General features: G+C 34.8%; 21 protein-coding genes and 1 other RNA gene. 17 read left to right on the plus strand and 5 right to left on the minus strand.

The annotated features are described in order from the left end of the window. Nucleotides 1-2 precede the first annotated feature (2 nt). From ACJJVP_RS11440 to ACJJVP_RS11450, 3 genes are read left to right on the plus strand one after another with little or no spacing between them, the layout of a single operon-like run. Nucleotides 3-491 (plus strand): SixA phosphatase family protein, encoded by a 489-nt coding sequence (locus ACJJVP_RS11440; protein WP_405413790.1) that lies wholly within the window; start codon nucleotides 3-5, stop codon nucleotides 489-491. After that, on the plus strand, nucleotides 488-2,554 hold the full coding sequence (gene ppk1, locus ACJJVP_RS11445) for a polyphosphate kinase 1 (RefSeq protein WP_405413791.1): 2,067 nt from the start codon (nucleotides 488-490) through the stop codon (nucleotides 2,552-2,554). Before ACJJVP_RS11440 ends, ppk1 begins: the two co-directional genes overlap by 4 nt. A gap of 12 nt (nucleotides 2,555-2,566) precedes the next feature. After that, on the plus strand, nucleotides 2,567-3,463 hold the full coding sequence (locus ACJJVP_RS11450) for a Ppx/GppA phosphatase family protein (protein WP_405413793.1): 897 nt from the start codon (nucleotides 2,567-2,569) through the stop codon (nucleotides 3,461-3,463). A gap of 3 nt (nucleotides 3,464-3,466) precedes the next feature. Here the strand turns inward: ACJJVP_RS11450 and ACJJVP_RS11455 are convergent, their stop codons facing one another. Beyond that, the gene (locus ACJJVP_RS11455; RefSeq protein WP_405413794.1) at nucleotides 3,467-4,048 is read right to left on the minus strand and encodes a tRNA-(ms[2]io[6]A)-hydroxylase; all 582 of its coding nucleotides are present in this window, start codon (nucleotides 4,046-4,048) and stop codon (nucleotides 3,467-3,469) included. A gap of 121 nt (nucleotides 4,049-4,169) precedes the next feature. On the opposite strand from ACJJVP_RS11455, the gene ACJJVP_RS11460 reads away from it, so the two are divergent. From ACJJVP_RS11460 to ACJJVP_RS11490, 7 genes are read left to right on the plus strand one after another with little or no spacing between them, the layout of a single operon-like run. Then, a complete protein-coding gene (locus tag ACJJVP_RS11460) occupies nucleotides 4,170-5,021 on the plus strand; it encodes an EboA domain-containing protein (RefSeq protein ID WP_405413795.1) in 852 nt (283 codons plus the stop codon). A gap of 1 nt (nucleotide 5,022) precedes the next feature. Further along, complete coding sequence (locus ACJJVP_RS11465; protein WP_084684702.1) at nucleotides 5,023-5,931, plus strand: TatD family hydrolase; 909 nt, start codon at nucleotides 5,023-5,025, stop codon at nucleotides 5,929-5,931. A 1-nt stretch (nucleotide 5,932) separates the two neighbouring features. Next, complete coding sequence (eboC, locus tag ACJJVP_RS11470) at nucleotides 5,933-6,832, plus strand: UbiA-like protein EboC (RefSeq protein WP_405413797.1); 900 nt, start codon at nucleotides 5,933-5,935, stop codon at nucleotides 6,830-6,832. A gap of 7 nt (nucleotides 6,833-6,839) precedes the next feature. Next, complete coding sequence (locus ACJJVP_RS11475; protein ID WP_036155713.1) at nucleotides 6,840-8,000, plus strand: 3-dehydroquinate synthase; 1,161 nt, start codon at nucleotides 6,840-6,842, stop codon at nucleotides 7,998-8,000. A 5-nt stretch (nucleotides 8,001-8,005) separates the two neighbouring features. Continuing rightward, nucleotides 8,006-9,199 carry a metabolite traffic protein EboE gene (eboE, locus tag ACJJVP_RS11480; RefSeq protein WP_405413798.1) on the plus strand — a complete coding sequence of 398 codons (1,194 nt, stop codon included), beginning with the start codon at nucleotides 8,006-8,008 and terminating at the stop codon, nucleotides 9,197-9,199. A 1-nt stretch (nucleotide 9,200) separates the two neighbouring features. Further along, entirely contained in the window at nucleotides 9,201-10,574 is a 1,374-nt protein-coding gene (locus ACJJVP_RS11485) for an alkaline phosphatase family protein (protein WP_405413799.1), read from the plus strand. A 6-nt stretch (nucleotides 10,575-10,580) separates the two neighbouring features. Next, nucleotides 10,581-10,928, plus strand: a complete 348-nt coding sequence (locus ACJJVP_RS11490; RefSeq protein WP_405413800.1) for a transmembrane 220 family protein — start codon at nucleotides 10,581-10,583, stop codon at nucleotides 10,926-10,928. Here the strand turns inward: ACJJVP_RS11490 and ACJJVP_RS11495 are convergent. After that, nucleotides 10,923-12,782, minus strand: a complete 1,860-nt coding sequence (locus ACJJVP_RS11495; RefSeq protein ID WP_405413802.1) for a DNA polymerase III subunit gamma/tau — start codon at nucleotides 12,780-12,782, stop codon at nucleotides 10,923-10,925. The genes ACJJVP_RS11490 and ACJJVP_RS11495 overlap by 6 nt on opposite strands. A 109-nt stretch (nucleotides 12,783-12,891) precedes the next feature. Here ACJJVP_RS11495 and rnpB point away from each other — a divergent pair. Further along, nucleotides 12,892-13,201, plus strand: an RNA gene (gene rnpB / locus ACJJVP_RS11500) — RNase P RNA component class A. A 96-nt stretch (nucleotides 13,202-13,297) separates the two neighbouring features. Here the strand turns inward: rnpB and ACJJVP_RS11505 are convergent. Genes ACJJVP_RS11505 through ACJJVP_RS11515 form a run of 3 tightly spaced genes read right to left on the minus strand, consistent with a single transcriptional unit; the run spans nucleotide 13,298 to nucleotide 15,298 of the window. Next, the gene (locus ACJJVP_RS11505) at nucleotides 13,298-13,834 is read right to left on the minus strand and encodes an RsmD family RNA methyltransferase (protein ID WP_405413803.1); all 537 of its coding nucleotides are present in this window, start codon (nucleotides 13,832-13,834) and stop codon (nucleotides 13,298-13,300) included. After that, a complete protein-coding gene (locus ACJJVP_RS11510; RefSeq protein ID WP_405413804.1) occupies nucleotides 13,834-14,670 on the minus strand; it encodes a DUF3822 family protein in 837 nt (278 codons plus the stop codon). The genes ACJJVP_RS11505 and ACJJVP_RS11510 overlap by 1 nt, the downstream gene beginning before the upstream one ends. Continuing rightward, entirely contained in the window at nucleotides 14,648-15,298 is a 651-nt protein-coding gene (locus ACJJVP_RS11515; protein WP_405413805.1) for a hypothetical protein, read from the minus strand. Before ACJJVP_RS11515 ends, ACJJVP_RS11510 begins: the two co-directional genes overlap by 23 nt. 101 nt (nucleotides 15,299-15,399) lie before the next feature. On the opposite strand from ACJJVP_RS11515, the gene ACJJVP_RS11520 reads away from it, so the two are divergent. Genes ACJJVP_RS11520 through ACJJVP_RS11545 form a run of 6 tightly spaced genes read left to right on the plus strand, consistent with a single transcriptional unit; the run spans nucleotide 15,400 to nucleotide 20,611 of the window. After that, nucleotides 15,400-16,833, plus strand: coding sequence for an ATP-dependent RecD-like DNA helicase (locus ACJJVP_RS11520; protein ID WP_405413806.1), 1,434 nt, complete (start codon nucleotides 15,400-15,402; stop codon nucleotides 16,831-16,833). 60 nt (nucleotides 16,834-16,893) lie between these two features. Next, nucleotides 16,894-17,463 carry a DUF4126 domain-containing protein gene (locus ACJJVP_RS11525; protein ID WP_036155695.1) on the plus strand — a complete coding sequence of 190 codons (570 nt, stop codon included), beginning with the start codon at nucleotides 16,894-16,896 and terminating at the stop codon, nucleotides 17,461-17,463. Nucleotides 17,464-17,489: 26 nt separating this feature from the next. Continuing rightward, complete coding sequence (gene kdsB, locus ACJJVP_RS11530; protein ID WP_405416179.1) at nucleotides 17,490-18,203, plus strand: 3-deoxy-manno-octulosonate cytidylyltransferase; 714 nt, start codon at nucleotides 17,490-17,492, stop codon at nucleotides 18,201-18,203. Next, nucleotides 18,194-18,892 carry an HAD family hydrolase gene (locus ACJJVP_RS11535; protein ID WP_405413808.1) on the plus strand — a complete coding sequence of 233 codons (699 nt, stop codon included), beginning with the start codon at nucleotides 18,194-18,196 and terminating at the stop codon, nucleotides 18,890-18,892. The genes kdsB and ACJJVP_RS11535 overlap by 10 nt, the downstream gene beginning before the upstream one ends. A gap of 5 nt (nucleotides 18,893-18,897) precedes the next feature. Then, nucleotides 18,898-20,025, plus strand: coding sequence for an iron-containing alcohol dehydrogenase family protein (locus ACJJVP_RS11540; protein ID WP_405413810.1), 1,128 nt, complete (start codon nucleotides 18,898-18,900; stop codon nucleotides 20,023-20,025). 58 nt (nucleotides 20,026-20,083) lie between these two features. Further along, the gene (locus ACJJVP_RS11545) at nucleotides 20,084-20,611 is read left to right on the plus strand and encodes a 1-acyl-sn-glycerol-3-phosphate acyltransferase (RefSeq protein WP_405413812.1); all 528 of its coding nucleotides are present in this window, start codon (nucleotides 20,084-20,086) and stop codon (nucleotides 20,609-20,611) included. Nucleotides 20,612-20,709: the final 98 nt, after the last annotated feature.

Below are 20,709 nucleotides of genomic sequence, written 5' to 3' on the forward strand. Positions count from 1 at the left end.
TGATGAAAAATCTATTTTTAATGCGCCATGGTAAATCTTCTTGGGAGCTAAATGTTGGCGATGAAGACAGGGCATTATTGCAAAGAGGAATTTCTGACGCCCGTTTGGTAGGCGAAGAAATTTCCAAACTAAATTTAAAAATAGATCATGTGTATACCAGTCCGGCAAACAGGGCGTTTCATACCTGTATGATTTGTTTGCGAATTCTGAATTATCCGTTAGAGAGTTGTAGTGTAGATGCTCATCTGTATGATTTTTCAGGGAATCAAGTTTTCCAGTTTATTAAAGATTTAGATGATAATTTAGATAATGTCCTTCTTTTTGGACACAACCATACCTTTACCCATTTAACAAATTCTATGGGAGATAAGCATGTTGATAATGTGCCTACTAGCGGATTTGTTCATTTGCAATTCAATGAAAATACCTGGGCTAATGTTAATAAAGGCTCAACAATACAAACCATTTTTCCGAAGCAACTAAAAGCATGATAAAAAATAACAACCAGTACGTAAATAGAGAAATAAGTTGGTTATGGTTCAACGAGCGTGTATTACAAGAAAGCGCGGATAAGAATGTTCCATTAATTGAAAGACTTCGTTTTTTAGGAATTTTCTCAAATAACTTAGATGAGTTTTTTAAAGTTCGTTACGCAACTGTAAAGCGAATAGTTGAAGCCGGTAAAACAGGTAAAAGTGTTTTAGGAGGTGAAAAAGCAAAAGACCTTTTAGAGGAGATTACAAATATTGTAATTGAGCAGCAAACCAAGAGTTTGACTATTCTAAGAAGAATTGAGCATGAGCTTGAGGGTAAGAATATATTTATCATTCAGGAAACGGAATTAAACGAAAATCAAAAGGAGTTTGTAAAAGCCTATTTCTTGAAAGAGGTGAGTCCGCAATTAATGACCATTATTCTCAATGATCTTACTCGTTTTCCTACCTTAAAAGATACTGCAGCCTATTTAGCAGTGAAAATGGTTATTAAGAGTGAAGAAAGTAAGAAAGAGAAGCGCTACGCGTTAATTGAAATTCCGAAGGGGATAGATCGTTTTGTTGTATTGCCAGATGAAGGAGAAAAAAGTTTTATAATTATTCTCGATGATTTGATTAGATATTGTTTGGATAATATTTTTACCATGTTTGAGTACGAATCTATTTCTGCTCATATGATTAAAATAACCAGAGATGCAGAACTAGATATAGATAATGACTTAAGTAAAAGTTTTATAGAGAAGATTTCATCTAGTGTAGAACATAGAAAAATAGGTGACCCTGTTCGTTTTGTATATGATAAAAGTATTGGTAGGGATACCTTGACCTTTTTGAAAGAAAAAATGAATATAGAGGACACGGATAGTGTTATACCAGGTGGTAGATACCATAACCGTAGAGATTATATGGGTTTTCCAAGTTTAGGTAGAAAAGACTTATTATATGATAAAATTACGCCTTTACCGGTAAAAGGTTTAAGTGTTGAAGGTAGTATTTTAGAGAGTATCGCTCAAAAAGATTATTTGCAATATACGCCATATCATACATTTACATATGTGCTTAAGTTTTTAAGAGAAGCCGCACTTGATCCTAAAGTTCGTAGCATAAAAATTACAGTATACAGGTTGGCAAGCAATTCGCAAATAGCGGCCTCATTAATCAATGCCGTTAAAAACGGAAAGCAAGTTACTGTTCAGATTGAACTTCAAGCTCGTTTTGATGAGCAAGCGAATATTGAATATGCTGAACAGTTGCAAGCTGAAGGCGTAAAACTAATTTTCGGTGTACCTGGTTTAAAAGTTCATAGTAAGATTTGTTTAATAGAGCGAGAAGAGAACGATGCAATTAAAAGATACGGATTTGTAAGTACAGGTAATTTTAACGAATCTACAGCTAGAATTTATACAGATTTCACCCTTTTTACGGCAGATGATTCTATATTAAAGGAACTAAATAAAGTTTTTGACTTTTTTGAAACTACCTATAAGATAAATAAATATAAACACTTAATTGTTTCACCGCATTATACCAAAAATGCATTTATGAAATTAATTGATAATGAGATTACAAATGCAAAGGAAGGTAAAGTAGCTTTTATTAAAATCAAGATGAATAGTTTTACTTCTTATAAGATGGTAGATAAATTATATGAAGCAAGTAGGGCAGGGGTAAAGATCCAGTTGATTATAAGGGGTATATGTTGCTTAATACCAGGGGTTGAGGGTATGAGTGAAAACATAGAAGCGATTAGTGTCATTGATAAATTTTTAGAGCATACACGTACTTTTGCATTTGCAAATGGGGGAGATACCAAAATATATATATCATCTGCAGATTGGATGACAAGAAATCTTGACTATCGAGTAGAAGTAGGTTGCCCTATTTATGATGAAGATATTAAAAAGGAATTAATGGAAACTTTCGATATCTGTTGGAATGATAATATGAAGGCTCGTGTTTTTAATGAACAACAAGATAATATATATAAAAAGACAACGGTACCTAAAATAAGATCACAATTTGCTACATATGAATATTATGCAAATAAGCAAGAATCTTAAAAAAGACATTTTTTGAAAGTAAGAAAATTTGCAGCAATTGATATAGGCTCCAATGCTATTAGATTGCTAACGCACAATGTTATTGAGGATAAGGATAAAAAGACTCAATTTAGAAAAAGTGCATTGGTTAGAGTCCCTGTACGTTTAGGCGAAGATTCGTTTACCGTAGGTGAAATATCTGAAGTTAATGAAGCGCGACTCATTAAGACCATGAAGGCTTTTAAACTTTTAATGGAAGTTGCAGGTGTTGAAAAGTATAGAGCGTGTGCGACGTCTGCAATGAGAGAAGCGAATAATGGGAATGAAATAATTGAGAAGGTCGTTCAAGAATCTGGAGTCAAAATAGATTTAATAGATGGTAAGCAAGAAGCTGCCATTATTGCCTCAACAGATTTAAAGAATTTAATTAAAGATGATCAATGTTATTTATATATAGACGTTGGTGGAGGTAGCACGGAATTTACCTTATTTTCAAATGGCAATATCAAAGTTTCCAAATCTTTTAAATTAGGTACGGTAAGACTTTTGAACGATATGGTCAAACCAGAAACTTGGAAAAAATTAGAAGAATGGATAAAGAAGAATTTAAAGGACAAGCCTAAATTATCGATCATAGGCTCAGGTGGTAATATCAATAAGTTACATAAGTTATCAGGTAGAAAAGAAGGCGAACCATTATCTTATATATGGCTAAATGCCCAATACCATTTCTTAGATAGCTTAAGTTATGATGATAGAATTTCAGAACTAGGCTTAAATCCAGATAGGGCGGACGTTATTATTCCGGCAACTAAAATATTTCTTTCAGCGGCAAAATGGAGCGGAGCAAAGAAAATTCACGTTCCTAAAATTGGACTTTCAGATGGTATTATTAAGAATTTATATTATTCAGAAATTCAAAAAAAATAATCTTTAACCGTGAATACTTTCTTTATTTCCTAGGTTTTTCATGATTTGAGCTTCATATTCCAAAAGGCTGTCCCATTTTTTATTCACTTCTTCTAGTTCACCATATTTGCGAGCAAATTTTAAGAACATGGTATAGTGTCCAGCTTCACTGATCATTAATTTGTGATAGAAATCGGCAAGTTTTTTATCTTCCAATTCTTCAGAAAGCAACCTAAAACGCTCACAACTACGGGCTTCAATTAGTCCGGCATAAAGCAATCTATGAACCAGTTGGGTAGTTCTGCTCCCTCCCTTTGGAAAAAACTTAATGAGTTCGATTACATAATCATCCTTACGGTCTCTACCTAAAGTATTGCCACGTTGTAAAATAAGATCGTGTACCATTTTAAAATGGCCCATTTCTTCCCTGGATAAAGCTACCATTTCTGTAACTAGCTCAGTATATTCAGGAAAAGATACTATTAACGAGATTGCAGTACTAGCCGCTTTTTGCTCGCAGTACGCATGATCGGTCAATATTTCGTCAATATTTTTTTCGACAATATTAACCCATCTTGGGTCGGTAGGTAGTTTTAAGCCCAGCATAATTTACTTTTTTCCAAAATTAGAAAGATTTTGAAGACCTCACCAATTTTAATCAAAAACCTAGACGACTTACTGCTGAATAATAATTATTTTTGAAGTAAGATCAATCCTATATTTTAAAATGCACAATCAAGAAGATATTCAGAATATATTAATAAAATATGGAAATGCAGAAAGTGTTGCTTGGTTAAAGGGTAAAATTGAAACTTTGGCAGATGATAAGTCTTCAAAAGACTTATTTATGACTTACAGCCTTTTGAATATAAAGTTTGAAGGGGTAAAACCAATTTCATTTGAATTTCAAGATTCTGAAAGTGCCCGTTATTTTAGCGAGCATAAAGCAAATATTTTACAAATAGCACGTATCTATTTGTTGTCAGAGGTTCTTGTTCAAGATTTGGAGTTTTATACTCCTAAAGTGGCGAATATTATACAAGTGGCTGATACAAGTGAGTTAGAAACATTTCTCAAATACTTGATTTTATTACCAAATCCTGAGGCCTACAAACAAACAGCGGTAGAAGCTTTAAGAACAAATATTGCTACTATTTTTGATGCCATATCATTGAACAATCCTTACCCTGCAAGGTTTTTCAATGACCAACAGTGGAACCAAATGTTTTTGAAAGCGGCATTTATGGAACGTGACCTTTCTCAAATAGAAGCTGTTGACGAAAGAGCAAATGAAGATTTAACAAGAATAATATCGGATTATGCACATGAAAGATGGGCTGCGGGTAGAAAAATAGACCCATTATTTTGGAGGCCAGTTTCAAAGTTTTTGAATGAAGAACTTTTAAATGATATGAAGAAGCTACTTAATAGTGAAGATGTAATAGAAAATAATGCCGGAGCGCTTTGTTGTTATCTATCAGAGAATGATAAAGCAATGGCACTTTTAAATAGTAAACCAGAGCTAAAACACAAAATAGCGGACGGGCAAATAACTTGGAATACGATTAAACAACATTAGAATGGAAGATAAAATGATGATTATTGACCCACATGTTCACATGACGTCAAGAACAACAGATGATTATGAAGCAATGGCGGCTGCGGGTGTTGTGGCGGTAATAGAACCTTCATTTTGGCTTGGTCAGCCAAGAACTCAAGTTGGTTCTTTTCAAGATTACTTTAGTAGCCTGGTAGGTTGGGAGCCTTTTAGGGCTAGCCAATTCGGAATTAAACATTACTGTACTATTGGTTTAAATTCTAAGGAAGCCAACAATGAAGCCTTGGCAGAGCAGGTAATTGAATTATTGCCTTTATACCTACATAAAGAGAATGTAGTTGCTATTGGTGAAATAGGTTACGATGATCAAACTCCTGCAGAAGATAAGTTCTTTAGAATGCAACTTGATATGGCTAAAGAATTGGATATGACTGTACAAGTACATACACCGCACCGAGATAAAAAAGCAGGAACCATAAAAAGTATGGAAGTATGTTTGGAGCATGGTTTAGATCCTGCCAATGTAATTATTGACCATAATAATGAAGAAACGGTAAAAGAAGTTCTTGACCGCGGATTTATTGCTGCATTTACAATTTATCCAAAAACAAAAATGGGTAATGAACGTATGGTAGAAGTAGTTAGAAAATTTGGAAGTTCTAACATTATCGTAGATAGCTCTGCAGATTGGGGCGTTAGTGACCCTCTTGCAGTACCAAAAACAGCTAATTTAATGCTGAAAAGAGGTATTTCTATGGAAGATGTAAGAAAGACTTGTTACCAAAATGCTTTAGATGCGTTTAGTAAAAACGGTAAAATGAAAGAAGCACATTGGTTACAGCCAGATAGCATTAACCAATCCCAACTATTTAATGATAATAGTGTTTTAAGAGGTCAGAAACCAAGAATAGACGAAGACCAAATTACCTAAAATGAAAGATAAATTAATGGGTTTTGCTCGTTTAGCAAGACCTGCAAATTTGCCAACTGCAGCAGCGGATATATTGGCAGGTATTGCCATTGCATTATATTTAAGTACCATAGACGTACTCGGTTTTCTAACCGAGCAAAGTGGTGACGTACTTTTATTGGTCTTTTCTTCGGTAGCATTGTATGCTGGCGGAGTTGTTTTTAATGATGTTTTCGATGCAGCGTTAGATGCTGTTGAAAGACCGGAAAGGGCTATACCTAGCGGACTGGTACCTAAACGTGAAGCTATTTATTTTGGAACTATACTAATGTTGATTGGTATTACTTTGGCATTTAAATGTACTATGTTATCCGGACTCATTTCAGTTGCCTTGACCATTGCAATTTTAACCTATGACGGGTATTTCAAGCAATTCGGTTTCGCCGGGCCTTTGAATATGGGTATATGCCGAGGATTGAACCTTTTAATGGGAATGTCAATCTTAGGAACTCTCTCAAATTGGTATATAACAATGGTGCCGGTAGTTTATATTTTTGCCATTACATTAATAAGTAGAGGAGAAGTACATGGTAACAATAAAAAGCATATAGTTTGGGCTGGTATTTTGTATGCAATAGTTATACTATCTATTACGTTAATTGTAATGCAACAGAAAGACAGTATCATGGTCTTATTGCCGTTCTTATTTTTATTCGGGTATTTGATTTATAAGCCATTATTACAAGCATACAAGGAGAATTCCCCTAAGAATATTAAGAAAGCGGTTATGGGAGGTGTTTTGTCGTTAGTCGTAATGAATGCTTGTTGGGTAGCCGGTTTTTCTAATTGGTATTTGGCATTAGCGGTTTTATTACTATTACCGATTTCAATGCTTTTGTCTAAATTATTTGCAGTAACATAAAATTCGTATGCAATTACAACCTATAAAACAGTCTTTTCAAGTACAATATGATTATCAATTGTATTTTACTTCGGGACTCTTTGATTTAGAAAACCTTTTGTTCGCAAACTTAATTGCAGACTATAAAGATTTTGAGCCTGTTAAGCTTCTTTTTGTATTGGATGACGGAGTTGAAAACCATCATCCTACATTAATAAATCAGATTGAAAAATATTGCGAAAAGCATCAGCAAACTATAAAGTATACTAATACTTTAGTTTTACCGGGTGGCGAGCAGGTAAAGAACAGTGATGATGCCATTGAATCCGTTTTAAAAGGAGTCAACCAAAATAAAATTTGTCGCCATTCATTCGTTGTAGTTATCGGAGGTGGTGCGGTGATAGATATGGTTGGCTATGCTGCAGCTATTGCACATAGGGGAGTAAAGTTGATCAGAATACCTACTACGGTTTTATCTCAGAACGATTCTGCCGTTGGTGTAAAGAACAGTGTAAATGCATTTAAGAAGAAGAATTTCTTAGGGACATTTGCTCCGCCATTTGCCATTATTAACGATAGCAATTTTTTGGAAACTCTAGAACAACGAGATTGGATTTCCGGTATATCCGAAGCTATAAAAGTAGCATTAATTAAGGATAAGACCTTCTTTAAATATATAGCGGATAATGCCACGGCTTTGAAAAATAGGGAAATGGAACCTATGCAATATGTCATTTATAAGTGTGCAGAAATGCACATGCACCATATTGCCCAAGGTGGTGACCCATTTGAATCAGGATCATCAAGACCGTTAGATTTTGGACATTGGGCTGCTCACAAGATGGAATTCATGACCAATTATGAATTGAGACATGGAGAAGCTGTAGCAAAAGGTATTGCATTAGACGTCACCTACGCACAATTAATAGGTTTAATTTCCGAAGAAGATTTACAGTACATATTAGATGTAATGATTGCTATAGGTTTTGATCTATCGCTTCCTGTTGAAAGTGAAGAAGAAATTCAGTCTTTATTAGATGGTATAGAAGAGTTTAGAGAGCATTTGGGTGGGCAGTTAACAATTACTCTAATTTCTGACTTGGGAGTCAAGCATGATGTTCATACCATTGATATGATGCTAATGGCACAGGCGATTACAAAATTGAATCATCAATTCGCATTAAATTAAGTTCAATGCAGCTACGAGATAACTTTCATTTAACCTACTGTACTAACATTCACCCTGGGCAAGATTGGAAAAGTACTTTTGAGAGTATTAAAAGCCATGTACCGGGTATAAAGCAAGAAGTTTCAAAAGAACAACCTTTTGGTTTGGGGCTGCGCTTATCTAATAAAGCGAGTGAGGAGCTTGATTTAGGTGATAACATGTCTCATTTTAAAAGTTGGTTACACGACAATAATCTTTATGTATTTACCATGAACGGATTTCCTTATGGGAATTTTCACGATGAACGTGTAAAAGATATGGTGCATGCTCCAGATTGGACTACTAGTGACCGTTTAAAGTATACAAAGAGATTGTTCCGTCAATTGTCGGTGTTAATCCCTGAAGGAATGAATGGCGGAATTTCAACTTCACCCATTACCTATAAATATTGGCATAAAACAGAAAGCGAAACACAAAACACATTTCAAGTTGGTGCTAAAAACATGCTCGAAGTTGCCAAACAATTATTTGAAATTGAACAAACTACAGAAACCTATTTACATCTAGATATTGAACCAGAACCAGACGGATTACTGGAAAATAGTGATGAGGTATTGATGTTTTATTCCGATTATCTAGTGCCTTTGGGGATTGCATATTTTAAGCAGGAATTAGGATTAAATCCCGATGCAGCAGAAGCATTAATTAAAAAGTACATCACGGTTTGTTATGACGTTTGCCATTTCTCACTAGCTTATGAAGAGCCAACGGATACATTTGCAAAGCTCAAGGCAAACAATATTAGGGTAGGAAAAATTCAAGTAAGTGCCGCATTGAAAATTCTTTTTAATGGAACCAATGATGAACGTATTTGGGAAGAATTATCCCAATTTAATGAGCCAACTTATTTACATCAAGTAACAGAGAAAATCGATGGCAAAGTAAAAACGTATAGTGATTTGCCTTTAGTTTTAGAAGGGGAGAGAAATCATAAAGAACTACGTGCGCATTATCACGTTCCTATTTTCTTGGAAAAATACGGCGAGTTGTTTTCAACACAAGACCATATTCTAAAAACGATGGAGTATCTAAGGATTGATCCTATATCTGAACATTTAGAAATAGAAACTTATACTTGGGATATGCTTCCTACAGATTTAAAACAAGATTTATCAGTATCCATAATTCGCGAAATAGAGTGGTTTAAATCACATATGTAATATGAAGAAAACGGTAGTCATAAATGTAGTAGGATTAACGAAGCGATTGATAGGTGAACACACTCCGTTTATAAAATCATTTTTAGAAAAAGGTCAATCATCATATATAGAACCTGTACTGCCAGGTGTTACCTGTGCCGTACAATCTACCTATGTTACCGGTAAATGGCCATCAGAACATGGTATTGTTGGTAATGGCTGGTATTTTAAAGATGAATGCGAAGTCAAATTCTGGCGACAATCTAACAAATTGGTGGAGCAGCCAAAAATTTGGGATGATATTAAAGAGCAACATCCTGATTTTACTTGTGCCAATCATTTTTGGTGGTACAATATGTATAGTAATGTTGACTATAGCCTAACGCCAAGACCAAATTATTTGGCAGATGGCAGAAAAATTCCAGATGTGTATTCTCATCCCGCACAGTTGCGTGACGATATGCAAAAAGCATTAGGTACTTTTCCATTGTTTGAGTTTTGGGGACCTAAAACAACTATCAATTCATCAAAGTGGATTGCAGATGCTGCTTTATTGACGGATAAAGAGCATAATCCAGATCTAACCTTTATTTATCTACCGCATTTAGATTATAATTTACAACGATATGGACTTGATTTTAATATCATATCCAAAGATTTAAATGAAATAGACGCTGTAGTAAAACAATTAGTGCAACATTATGAAGCATTTGATACCAGAGTGATACTGCTTTCTGAATACGGAATTACAAATGTAAACAGACCCATTCATCTTAATCGCGTATTACGTAAAGAAGGTTTGATAGCTGTACGTGAAGAAAGAGGATTGGAACTTTTAGATGCAGGGGCAAGTGATGTATTTGCCGTTGCAGACCATCAAATTGCACATGTGTATTGCAAGAATATCCAAGATATTGAACGGGTAGTTGCATTGATTAAAGCTGTCGAAGGTGTAGAAAAAGTACTTTACGGAGAAGATTTAAAAACATATCACATAGATCATGAACGCTGTGGCGATATAGTGGTGGTAGCTGATAAAGATTCTTGGTTCACCTATTACTTCTGGCTAAATGATGCAAAGGCACCGGACTATGCAAGAATGGTAGATATTCATAAAAAACCAGGCTACGATCCGGTAGAAATGATGACAGACCCAAAAGATAAATTGGTAATGGCCAAAGTAGTTGGCAAGCTACTAAAAAAGAAGATGGGTTTTAGAACCGTCATGGATATCATCCCAATTGATGCAACTCTAATTAAAGGGTCACACGGTCGTTTAACTGAAGAAGAAGAAGATTTTCCTATCTTCATTAGTAACCATTTAACTGGCGATAACGATCAGAGAATTAGTGCAGTACAAGTGCGTGATCTTATTGAAGATCACTTATTAAACTAAACTCAAATGAATCTATTATTTAAGATCTTAGGCTACGTTTTTGCCATGTTATTTTCTGTTGGCGCTATTTTACAATACAATGATCCAGACTCGTTACATTGGATTATCATATATGGCATTGCGGCTTTAATGTCTTTGTTGTTCGCATTAAATAAAATAGGCTATACAGTACCGTTGATATTAGGAATATTTGCTTTTATTGGCTTCGTTTACCTTTATCCTTCAGATTTTCAAGGATTCGATTTAAATGATGGAGATATCGTTACTGTAGAATTAGGGCGAGAGGCTTTTGGACTTCTGATAATTTCAATAGTTCTTTTAGTCTTTGCTTTTAGAATTAAGAGAAAGCTATAAGAACAAATCGAATTCTTGTCTCAATAAATCAATCACTGGATTTTTCTCTCTTAGTTTCTCGTATTTCTCTTCGGGTGTAAAAGCAAATTTAGTTGCTGTAGTTTCATTGACTTCAATGACTAAATGAACGAAATGGTTATTTAGTTTAGCACGTAAATACTCCATCAATTCGAACTGTTCACGTTCTATTTCCTTTTTCATTGTACTGTTTGGAAGCTCTAAATGAATAGCGAAGCCCTCTTTTAGTTTAGGAATATCTGAATGTAAGTTAGAAGCAAGGATTTTTTGACCTTTCTTATCGATGATCTCTATAAAATCTGCCCAATGTTTACGAAGTTCTTCTTCAGTAAAAGGTTCTTTAGGTAAGTTGTTTTCGTCAATAACAACCTCAATCTTGTTCAGTTCGTGTTGTTTTTTGGCGTTTAAGCTAGAAATTGAAAGTCCAGAAACCCTTTTGGTAGGCCGATTAATAATTGGTTTTTTAACATCAGTACTGGTTTCCGCTGACGTTGATTTTTCAGTATTTTGTTGAGGTTCTTTAGTTTTTATCGGTGCTACTTGTGTCTCAACAGCTGCTACAGGTTTTTTATCTTCTATCGTAGTTTCAGAAGTCTTGTTGACAACATTTGTTTCTTTAGGAATATTGGTTTGGGTAACTGCCGGTTGATTACCGCTTACAGGCTTAACCTCAGATTCTTTGTTAGGTGTTTTTGGAGCTTGGTTGTAAAATGCGGAAGGGGCAATGAAATCAATAGTCTTATTGTTAAGAGCTACGGATTCAGGATTTTTTTTTTCTCCATCAAAATTGATAGAGGCAAGTTTCATAAGGGTAAGCTCAACAAGTAAGCGTTGATTTTTACTTGTTTTATACTTTAAATCACAGTCGTTTGAAATTTCTAAACCTTGTAATAAAAATGAGGGAGCAGTCTTTTTACTTTGATCTCTATATAATTGTTGTGCTGCTTCGCCAACTTCAAGTAAGTTAATGGTATCAGGATGCTGGCATACCATTAAATCCCTGAAATGAGATGCTAGTCCAGATATGAAGTGGTGTCCGTCAAAACCAAGGGATAATGTCTTATTGAATAATATAAGTAAACCAGGTATATTATGCTCTAAGATTAAATCTGTAGCTTCAAAATAAGTATCGTAATCTAAGACATTTAAATTTTCGGTAACTGCTTTACGAGTAAGCTCTGAACCGGAAAAACTGACTACTCTATCAAATATAGATAAGGCATCACGCATAGCACCATCTGCCTTTTGGGCAATGATATGTAGTGCATCATCCTCAGCATTTACACCTTGGTTTTCAGCAATATATTTTAAATACTCGGCAGCATCTTTAACGGTAATTCTTTTGAAATCGAAAATTTGACATCTAGAAAGAATAGTAGGTATGATTTTGTGCTTTTCTGTTGTTGCCAAAATAAAAATAGCATGCTTTGGTGGCTCTTCTAAAGTTTTTAGAAATGCGTTGAAAGCAGATTGGGACAACATGTGCACCTCATCAATGATATAAACCTTGTATTTACCTACTTGCGGTGGTATACGTACTTGATCGATAAGATTACGAATATCGTCTACAGAGTTGTTAGAGGCAGCATCAAGTTCAAAAATATTGAAGGCAAAATCTTCATTTTCCTTTTCGGTACCATCAGAATTTATCTGTTTTGCCAAAATACGTGCGCAAGTAGTTTTACCAACACCTCTGGGTCCACAGAATAATAAAGCTTGTGCTAGGTGATTTTGGTCTATTGCATTTTGTAGTGTATTGGTTATAGACTGTTGGCCCACAACATCTTTAAATGTCTGGGGTCTATACTTTCTAGCCGATACAATAAATGGTTCCAAAATTCTATCTCTAATTAAACTTATACAAATATAATTATAGCCATTAATTCTAACGAGAATAAAGAAAAGAGATCATCCTTAGTTATCAACAATTGCAGTACATTTGCGCTCAGCAGGCCACCTTATCGCTGCCAAGTAATTGGGAGAGGAAAGTCTGGACACCATAGTGCAGTATAGCGGGTAACGCCCGTCCGCAGAGATGTGAGGACAAGTGCAACAGAAAGCAAGTACAGTTCGGCTGTAGTGAAACCAGGTAAACTCTATACGGTGAAACGTCATGTAAATCGGTGTTTGAGGGCTGCACGCTCAAGCCGAAGGGTAGGCGGTTAGAGCTCTGGGGTAACTCATTGCCTAGATAAATGATAAGGAATTCTGATTTTTTTCAGAATACAGAATCCGGCTTATGGCCTGCTTTTTTATTGAAATGGTAAGTGTAAAATTTACCTAATGGAAACAACCTTGAGTGTAGTTAAGATTCTTTACTTTTTAAGAATTAAAAACGTTCTTTTAAAAAATTAATTCTCAAAAAAGCTAAAAACACTTCCGCCGTATTTTCTAGAATTTTTATAGTGTGGAAATTCTGCTAAACTGGTACGGTTAGAATGTTCAATGATTAATACACCATCTTCCAAGAGAAGGTCATTTTCAAAAACGAGTTTGGGCAATTTTTCAAAATCAGCTAATTCCATATCGTAGAAGGGATCAGCGAATATGATATCGAATTTCTCTGTATTTCTTTGAAGAAAACTAAACACATCACTTTTTAAAGTGCGAATATTCATGTCTAGCAATTCAACTGTTTTGTCAATAAATTGTATGCAGCCAGAGTGTGCATCAATGGCAAGTACATCATCAACACCTCTAGAAGAGAATTCGTAGCTAATATTACCGGTACCTGCAAAAAGGTCAAGAACTTTAAGGTCTGGAAAATAGTAGCTATTGTTCAAAATATTGAACAAGCTTTCTTTAGCCATATCTTTTGTAGGTCTAACAGGTAGTTTTTTAGGGGCGATTAAATGACGACCTTTATGTTTTCCTGATATGATGCGCATTATATAGTATTAATGAGGGTGAAATCTATTGAGCCTGTTGAAGGTTCTCCAAGTTTTAATAGTTGAGCTGCTGATGGTTCAAAAATACTGATATGTTGAATATACGTATAGCAAAGTTGAAAAGTTTCGTCATCTTCTTCAATATCTCCAAATAGTTTTACAACTACGGTCTTTGGGTCTAATTCTAATTGCTCGATTACGAATAATAGGTAGTAGACAAAGTCTTCTTTTGTTTGATATTTAAAGCTGTTGTACAGAAGAAGTTTACGTTGGTTTAGAACGGTAATATCTAGTTGCTCTTTGTTTACATGTACAAAACATGTAATTTCTTGATTCTGTGTTTGGTTGTTTAGCAAAGATTGTAATAACACCGTGCCATTATGCATAAAATCGAACTCGCCAAAAAGATCGTAGATGTAATTGTTAATGTTCACATAGGGTACATACACATTTACCAAATCATGATTTTCTACCTCGTCATAAGCTAAAACATCATTTGCTAATACCTTGGTATTGAATTTAAGGTATTCATTTAAATGATTAGGGTTGAATAATGATTTTGGCACCAGACCAAAAAGTGTATTTCTATGAACAGCAACTACTTCATCAAACTGCATGTTTTCTATATCATGCTTCTGAAAAAGCTTTTCCAATTCATCTTTAGCGGTCATCGGGTTTTTTTCATCAGAAAAATCGATTCTGTCAGAAATCAACAATTTTTGCGAAACAGTATCTGCTACACAAAAAGAAAGTCCATTCAAGCTAACCTGAATGGACAATTTTTTAAAATTTTTATCCGCTATATTTAAGCTACTATTTTTTAACTTTTTTGTCATATATGGAAGGCCAGTTACCGCTTGTGCTAACTTCATCTAAAGAACCTACATAAATAGTTGGTCCATTTACTTCTTCTACACTTAAGGCTGCTTTTTCACGAGATAATAAATCTTTTGGCTGATCGTAAAGAACAACTTCTTTATCAACTTTTGCCTCAAAAACAGGGGCTTTATATCCACTTTTTTCTACAAATCCAGCTTTCATTGTAAACTTTTCACCATTTGCTGCTGTAGGTACATCCATCAAGCTTTTGTATCTACCATCAGATTTAAAAAGTGAATCTTTTACAGAAACAGTTCCTAATGTATCAATGATTTTCATTTCTTTCAACATATCAATACCGTATGCTTTGTCAAACTCCATGAAAGAAGAATCTCTCTGCTGGGTAATAACATATTTACCAGTGTCGATAAAACGAATAAGACTATTGAAGTCGTTTGCGTATTTGCCATTCACTGTTTTGTAAGCCTCTTGAGAGTTTTTAATGTCTTTCAATTTGGCGATAACCTGCGAATAACGCTCTATTTTTACTTCTTTAAATTTGATTGGTCCAGTAATGGAGTTGTAAATAAAGTATCCTAAAGCGATACATCCAATCCAAAGTACAATTTGTATTATGGTCTTCATTTCGTAATTGTTATTTTTATTTAGTGGTCTTCACAAATCTACAATTTTTTTTTAATCGTAAAAGTTTTTAGGCTAAAAATCATCTTTATCTTTGAAGGCACATGAAACCAACTACACCCGCATCATTCTATAGTATACTAGAAACCAAATTTCCTCACACACCAACTGCCACACAATCAGTGGCTTTGCAAAAATTGGCTGAGTTTACACTTTCAACGGTTAAGGATGAAGTTTTTTTGTTAAAAGGTTACGCAGGTACCGGTAAAACTACTTTAATAGGCACTTTAGTTAACAGTTTATGGAAGGTTCAAAAGAAAGCTGTGCTCATGGCACCTACTGGGAGAGCGGCAAAAGTGATGTCAAATTATTCAAAAACACAGGCATTTACCATCCATAGAAAAATATATTTTCCGAAGAAACAAAGTGGAGGTGGAGTACAGTTTGTTTTGGCACCTAATAAACATAGGGATACTTTATTTATAGTTGATGAAGCTTCTATGATACCAGATACGGCTGCAGATTCTAAATTATTTGAAAACGGTTCGTTATTAGATGACCTAATGATGTTCGTATACTCTGGTCACAAATGTAAGTTGTTGCTAATAGGAGACACTGCGCAATTACCACCGGTTCATTTAGTATTGAGTCCAGCTTTGGATGGCGATAAACTTTCACTTAATTATAATAAAGAAGTGGTTCGTTTAGAATTGAATGAAGTAGTTAGGCAAGCAGGCGATTCAGGAATTTTAGCAAATGCTACCTTATTAAGGGAACAATTACAAAGTGAATTCTTTGAAGATTTTAAATTTGATGTAGATCCGTTCACTGATATAGTACGCTTAATAGATGGTAATGAAATTCAAGAAGCCATTGACAGTTCATACTCTGAAAACGGAAAAGAGGAAACGGCATTTATTGTACGCTCTAATAAACGTGCAAATCTTTACAATCAGAATATTCGAGAACGCATATTATTTTTAGAGAATGATATTGCCGTAGGCGATTTTATGATGGTGGTTAAGAATAACTATTATTGGTTAAAGCCAAGCACAGAAGCTGGTTTTATTGCAAACGGAGATATTATAGAGATTCTAGAAATATTCGATATCAAGGAGATTTTTACGTTTAAGTTTGCCGAGGTTAAAGTGAAGATGGTAGATTACCCTAATATGCCTCCATTTGAAACCGTATTATTGTTAGATACCATAACGGCAGAATCTCCGTCGTTGTCTTATGAAGATGGTAATAGGTTGTATCAAGAAGTCATGAAAGACTTTGCCCATGAGAGTTCTAAGTACAAGAAATTTTTAGGGGTTAAGAATAACAAGTACTTCAATGGGTTGCAAGTAAAGTTCTCGTACGCCATAACCTGTCATAAATCTCAAGGGGGACAATGGAATACCGTTTTTGTTGAGCAACCATATTTGCCTAATGGGATAGATAAAGAATACTTGCGTTGGTTGTATACCGCGGTAACCAGAGCAAAGAGCAAGTTGTATCTTATTGGTTTTAAAGATGATTTTTTTCTTGATTAAGAAAAGGTTATTTTAGTATTTATTGATACAACAAAAAATTTCGCAAATAGTATATAGGATATGACAACAGATACGGTTTTAAGTATTTTTTTAGGAATAGGATTAGCCGCATCTGTGGGTTTTAGGGTATTTCTACCCTTATTTGCTTTGAGTTTGGCTTCCTATTTTGGAGTATGGGAATTAAATGATAATTGGCAATGGATAGGAAGTTTGGTAGCTGTGCTAACTTTAGGTGTAGCTACATTATTAGAGATATTCGCCTATTTCATCCCTTGGTTCGATAATTTGTTAGATAGTATTGCAGTACCCTTGGCGGCAATTGCAGGTACAGCGGTTATGGTTTCAACAGTTGCAGATTTAGATCCAGTAATAACGTGGTCATTGGCTATTATAGCTGGTGGCGGTACAGCTACGGCGATTAAAGGAGCAGGGGCAACAGGAAGATTGGCATCTACTGCCACAACAGGTGGTTTGGCGAATCCGCTGATTACCACAGTAGAAACAGGTACTGCAGCTGTAGTATCGGTCGCGTCGATATTTGCACCTATCTTAGCAGCGGTTTTGGTCATAATCATTTTGGTTGTCATTTTTAGGATATACAGAAGCTTAAGGCCAAAGGCAAAAACATAAAATAAAAGTAGTTGAAGAAAATAGCAATGATACCTGCCCGTTATGCGGCATCAAGATTTCCTGCGAAGCTAATGCAAGATTTAGCTGGTAAACCGGTCATTTTAAGAACATATCAAGCTGCGGTACATACCAAATTGTTTGATGAAGTATACGTGGTTACAGATAGTGAGTTAATCTATGAAACTATCGTTAAAGCAGGTGGTTTGGCGATTATGAGTAAAAAAGAGCACGATTGTGGTAGTGATCGTATTGCTGAGGCCGTTATGCAGATGGATGTCGATATTATCGTAAATGTGCAAGGCGATGAGCCCTTTACTGATAGGGAAAGTTTAGAAGGGGTGATGAAGGTTTTTGAAGATGATATTCATAAAGAAATTGATTTAGCTTCTCTAATGGTGAAAATTACAGATGAGGAAGAAATCAATAATCCGAATACGGTAAAGGTAATAGTGGATAACAGAGATTTTGCACTGTATTTTTCAAGGTCACCTATACCTTATCCTAGAGCAAAAAGTGAAAGCACCATATATTATAAGCATAAAGGTATATATGCTTTTAGAAAAAGCGCTTTAATGGATTTTCAAAGGTTACCAATGTTGCAATTGGAAGCAACGGAGAAAATCGAAGCCATTCGTTATTTGGAATATGGCAAAAAAATTAAAATGGTAGAAACGAATGTTCAGGGCATAGAAATTGATACTCCTGAAGACTTAAAGAAAGCTCAAGCAGCATGGAAATAAATTTTGACGGAATTAATGTAATAGGTTTTGATGCTGATGATACCCTGTGGGTAAATGAGACTTACTTTAGAGATACAGAAGATAAGTTCGCTAATTTATTGGAGAAGTATGAAACCAAGAATAAGATAGATCAAGAACTTTTTAGAACGGAAATAAAGAATTTAGATTTATACGGATACGGTATAAAGGGCTTTGTGCTTTCTATGGTAGAATGTGCTTTAGAACTTTCTAATAATCAAGTTTCATCCAAAACCATAAGTGCACTATTAGATTTGGGAAAAGATATGATTACCCAGCCCGTAGAATTATTGGATGGAGTAGAAGATGTTTTAAAAAGCTTAAAAGATAAATATCGATTAATTGTCCTGACAAAAGGAGATCTTTTAGATCAAGAACGAAAACTGGAACGATCGGGATTATCGGAATATTTTCATCATGTAGAAGTATTGAGCGATAAAAAGGAAAAGAATTACAGCGATCTTTTAGAGCATTTGCAAATAGCACCAAGTGAGTTTTTAATGATAGGTAATTCTCTGAAATCAGACGTTTTACCATTGGTAGAATTAGGTGCGCGTGCCATACATGTACCCTTTCATACTACATGGGAACACGAAGAGGTAAAAGGACCAATAGAGAATAAGGGATATATGACAATTTCTACACTAACGGATATTTTGGAATATGTGTAATGGAGATGGACGTGAATAAACAATTGACATTGAAGAAAATACCAACAAAAGCATCGGAGGAGTTTAGAAATTTTCCAATGGTGCCAAGAGTAGTTTATGGAAAAGGAAGTTTTAATACCCTAGGCGATATTTTAATGCCTAAAAGAAAGCATTCAGAAGCACCAATGATTTATTTGGTAGATGATGTTTTTGAGAATACTGAACTTATAAGTAGGGTGCCAAGCATTTTTTGTGATCAAATTATATTGATTTCTGCAGAAGAAGAGCCCAAAACAGAACAAGTGGATGCTCTTGTTAAAATGATACAGGAAAAGTTTACAGAATTGCCATCGGGTATTATAGGTATTGGTGGTGGTACGTTATTAGATTTAGCAAAAGCAGTGGCTATTATGCTAACCAATAAAGGTAGTGCATCAGAATATCAAGGGTGGGATTTGGTGAATAAGCAATCAATTTACCATGTAGGTATACCCACAATAAGTGGAACCGGTGCAGAAGTATCTAGAACTACGGTGTTAATGGGTCCAGAAAAGAAACTGGGTATAAATTCAGATTATACCACTTTTGATCAGGTTTTATTAGATCCAGAGTTAACTAAGGGTGTATCAAAAGAACAATGGTTTTATACAGGTATGGATTGTTATATACATTGTGTAGAATCTTTGAACGGAACATTTCTAAATGCTTTTAGTCAAAGTTATGGCGAGAAATCATTAGAACTTTGTAAAGAAGTATTTTTAGAAGATATAGAAGAATCGGAAAGTAGAGAGAAGCTGATGATGGCATCTTGGCATGGTGGTATGAGTATTGCATATTCACAAGTTGGCGTAGCACATGCTATGAGTTATGGTTTGGGTTACGTTTTAGGTGTAAAGCACGGAATAGGTAATTGTCTTGTTTTTCAATACTTAGAAGAGTTTTATCCAGAAGGAGTGGAGGTGTTCAACAAAATGCTTGAGAAGCATAATATAGTATTACCAAAACAGGTATGCTCAAAATTGACAAAAGCAGAAATGGATACTATGATTTCTGTTGCTATGGGTATGGAACCTTTATGGGAAAATGCGTTAGGGGAAGAATGGAAATCAATCATTACTTCTGAAAAGCTTAAGGCTATTTATCAAAAAATATAGTTTATTTCATTTATTTAATCAGTAGGTTAATTATTATCATAGCCTACATCTTAGTCTTATGCAGCAAATAGCAAAATTTATATATTTTAAAATGCTAGGGTGGAAACTTAATGGTGAATTCCCTTCACATCTAGATAAGTTTGTAGCTATTGTAGTGCCACATACCAGTTGGTGGGATTTTCTTTTAGGATTGTTAATTCGTGCCGTATGGCAAGAAGAAATAAACTTTATTGGCAAAAAGAGTTTGTTCAAGCCTCCTTTTGGTTGGTTTTTTCGTTGGACAGGTGGAGCACCTATAGATCGTACCAAAACCAATGATACTGTAAAAGCTACAGCAGCCATATTCAGTGAAAGAAAAAAGTTTAGGCTGGCACTTTCTCCTGAAGGCACACGAAAGAAAGTAGAAAAATGGAAAACAGGATTCTACTATATAGCTAAAACTGCTAATGTACCTATTGTACTAGTTGCGTTTGACTATGGCAAAAAAGAAATTAAATTATCAGAACCTCTTATCCCAACAGAAGATAAAGAAGCCGATTTTAAAAAATATCATGCTTTTTTTGATGGGGTAGAGGGGAAAAATTAATTAAGATGTTTTTTCAATTAATGAATAATTTTAGAAATATAATACGATAAACGGCTTGTTTTTTTAACACTTACAACTGAACCCAACCTAAGTTTTTC

The sequence above is a fragment of the Maribacter sp. Asnod1-A12 genome (assembly GCF_045063735.1).
Lineage (GTDB): Bacteria > Bacteroidota > Bacteroidia > Flavobacteriales > Flavobacteriaceae > Maribacter.

What these genes read in the sequence shown, in the direction of transcription:
- ACJJVP_RS11465 (WP_084684702.1), top strand. Translation starts at nt 5,023, where the DNA reads ATGGAAGATAAAATGATGATTATTGACCCACATGTTCACATGACGTCA.
- ACJJVP_RS11475 (WP_036155713.1), top strand. Translation starts at nt 6,840, where the DNA reads ATGCAATTACAACCTATAAAACAGTCTTTTCAAGTACAATATGATTAT.
- ACJJVP_RS11460 (WP_405413795.1), top strand. Translation starts at nt 4,170, where the DNA reads ATGCACAATCAAGAAGATATTCAGAATATATTAATAAAATATGGAAAT.
- ACJJVP_RS11535 (WP_405413808.1), top strand. Translation starts at nt 18,194, where the DNA reads ATGGAAATAAATTTTGACGGAATTAATGTAATAGGTTTTGATGCTGAT.
- eboE (WP_405413798.1), top strand. Translation starts at nt 8,006, where the DNA reads ATGCAGCTACGAGATAACTTTCATTTAACCTACTGTACTAACATTCAC.
- ppk1 (WP_405413791.1), top strand. Translation starts at nt 488, where the DNA reads ATGATAAAAAATAACAACCAGTACGTAAATAGAGAAATAAGTTGGTTA.
- ACJJVP_RS11490 (WP_405413800.1), top strand. Translation starts at nt 10,581, where the DNA reads ATGAATCTATTATTTAAGATCTTAGGCTACGTTTTTGCCATGTTATTT.
- ACJJVP_RS11505 (WP_405413803.1), bottom strand. Translation starts at nt 13,834, where the DNA reads ATGCGCATCATATCAGGAAAACATAAAGGTCGTCATTTAATCGCCCCT.
- ACJJVP_RS11545 (WP_405413812.1), top strand. Translation starts at nt 20,084, where the DNA reads ATGCAGCAAATAGCAAAATTTATATATTTTAAAATGCTAGGGTGGAAA.
- kdsB (WP_405416179.1), top strand. Translation starts at nt 17,490, where the DNA reads ATGATACCTGCCCGTTATGCGGCATCAAGATTTCCTGCGAAGCTAATG.
- ACJJVP_RS11485 (WP_405413799.1), top strand. Translation starts at nt 9,201, where the DNA reads ATGAAGAAAACGGTAGTCATAAATGTAGTAGGATTAACGAAGCGATTG.
- ACJJVP_RS11455 (WP_405413794.1), bottom strand. Translation starts at nt 4,048, where the DNA reads ATGCTGGGCTTAAAACTACCTACCGACCCAAGATGGGTTAATATTGTC.
- ACJJVP_RS11515 (WP_405413805.1), bottom strand. Translation starts at nt 15,298, where the DNA reads ATGAAGACCATAATACAAATTGTACTTTGGATTGGATGTATCGCTTTA.
- ACJJVP_RS11510 (WP_405413804.1), bottom strand. Translation starts at nt 14,670, where the DNA reads ATGACAAAAAAGTTAAAAAATAGTAGCTTAAATATAGCGGATAAAAAT.
- ACJJVP_RS11520 (WP_405413806.1), top strand. Translation starts at nt 15,400, where the DNA reads ATGAAACCAACTACACCCGCATCATTCTATAGTATACTAGAAACCAAA.
- ACJJVP_RS11540 (WP_405413810.1), top strand. Translation starts at nt 18,898, where the DNA reads ATGGACGTGAATAAACAATTGACATTGAAGAAAATACCAACAAAAGCA.
- ACJJVP_RS11440 (WP_405413790.1), top strand. Translation starts at nt 3, where the DNA reads ATGAAAAATCTATTTTTAATGCGCCATGGTAAATCTTCTTGGGAGCTA.
- eboC (WP_405413797.1), top strand. Translation starts at nt 5,933, where the DNA reads ATGAAAGATAAATTAATGGGTTTTGCTCGTTTAGCAAGACCTGCAAAT.
- ACJJVP_RS11525 (WP_036155695.1), top strand. Translation starts at nt 16,894, where the DNA reads ATGACAACAGATACGGTTTTAAGTATTTTTTTAGGAATAGGATTAGCC.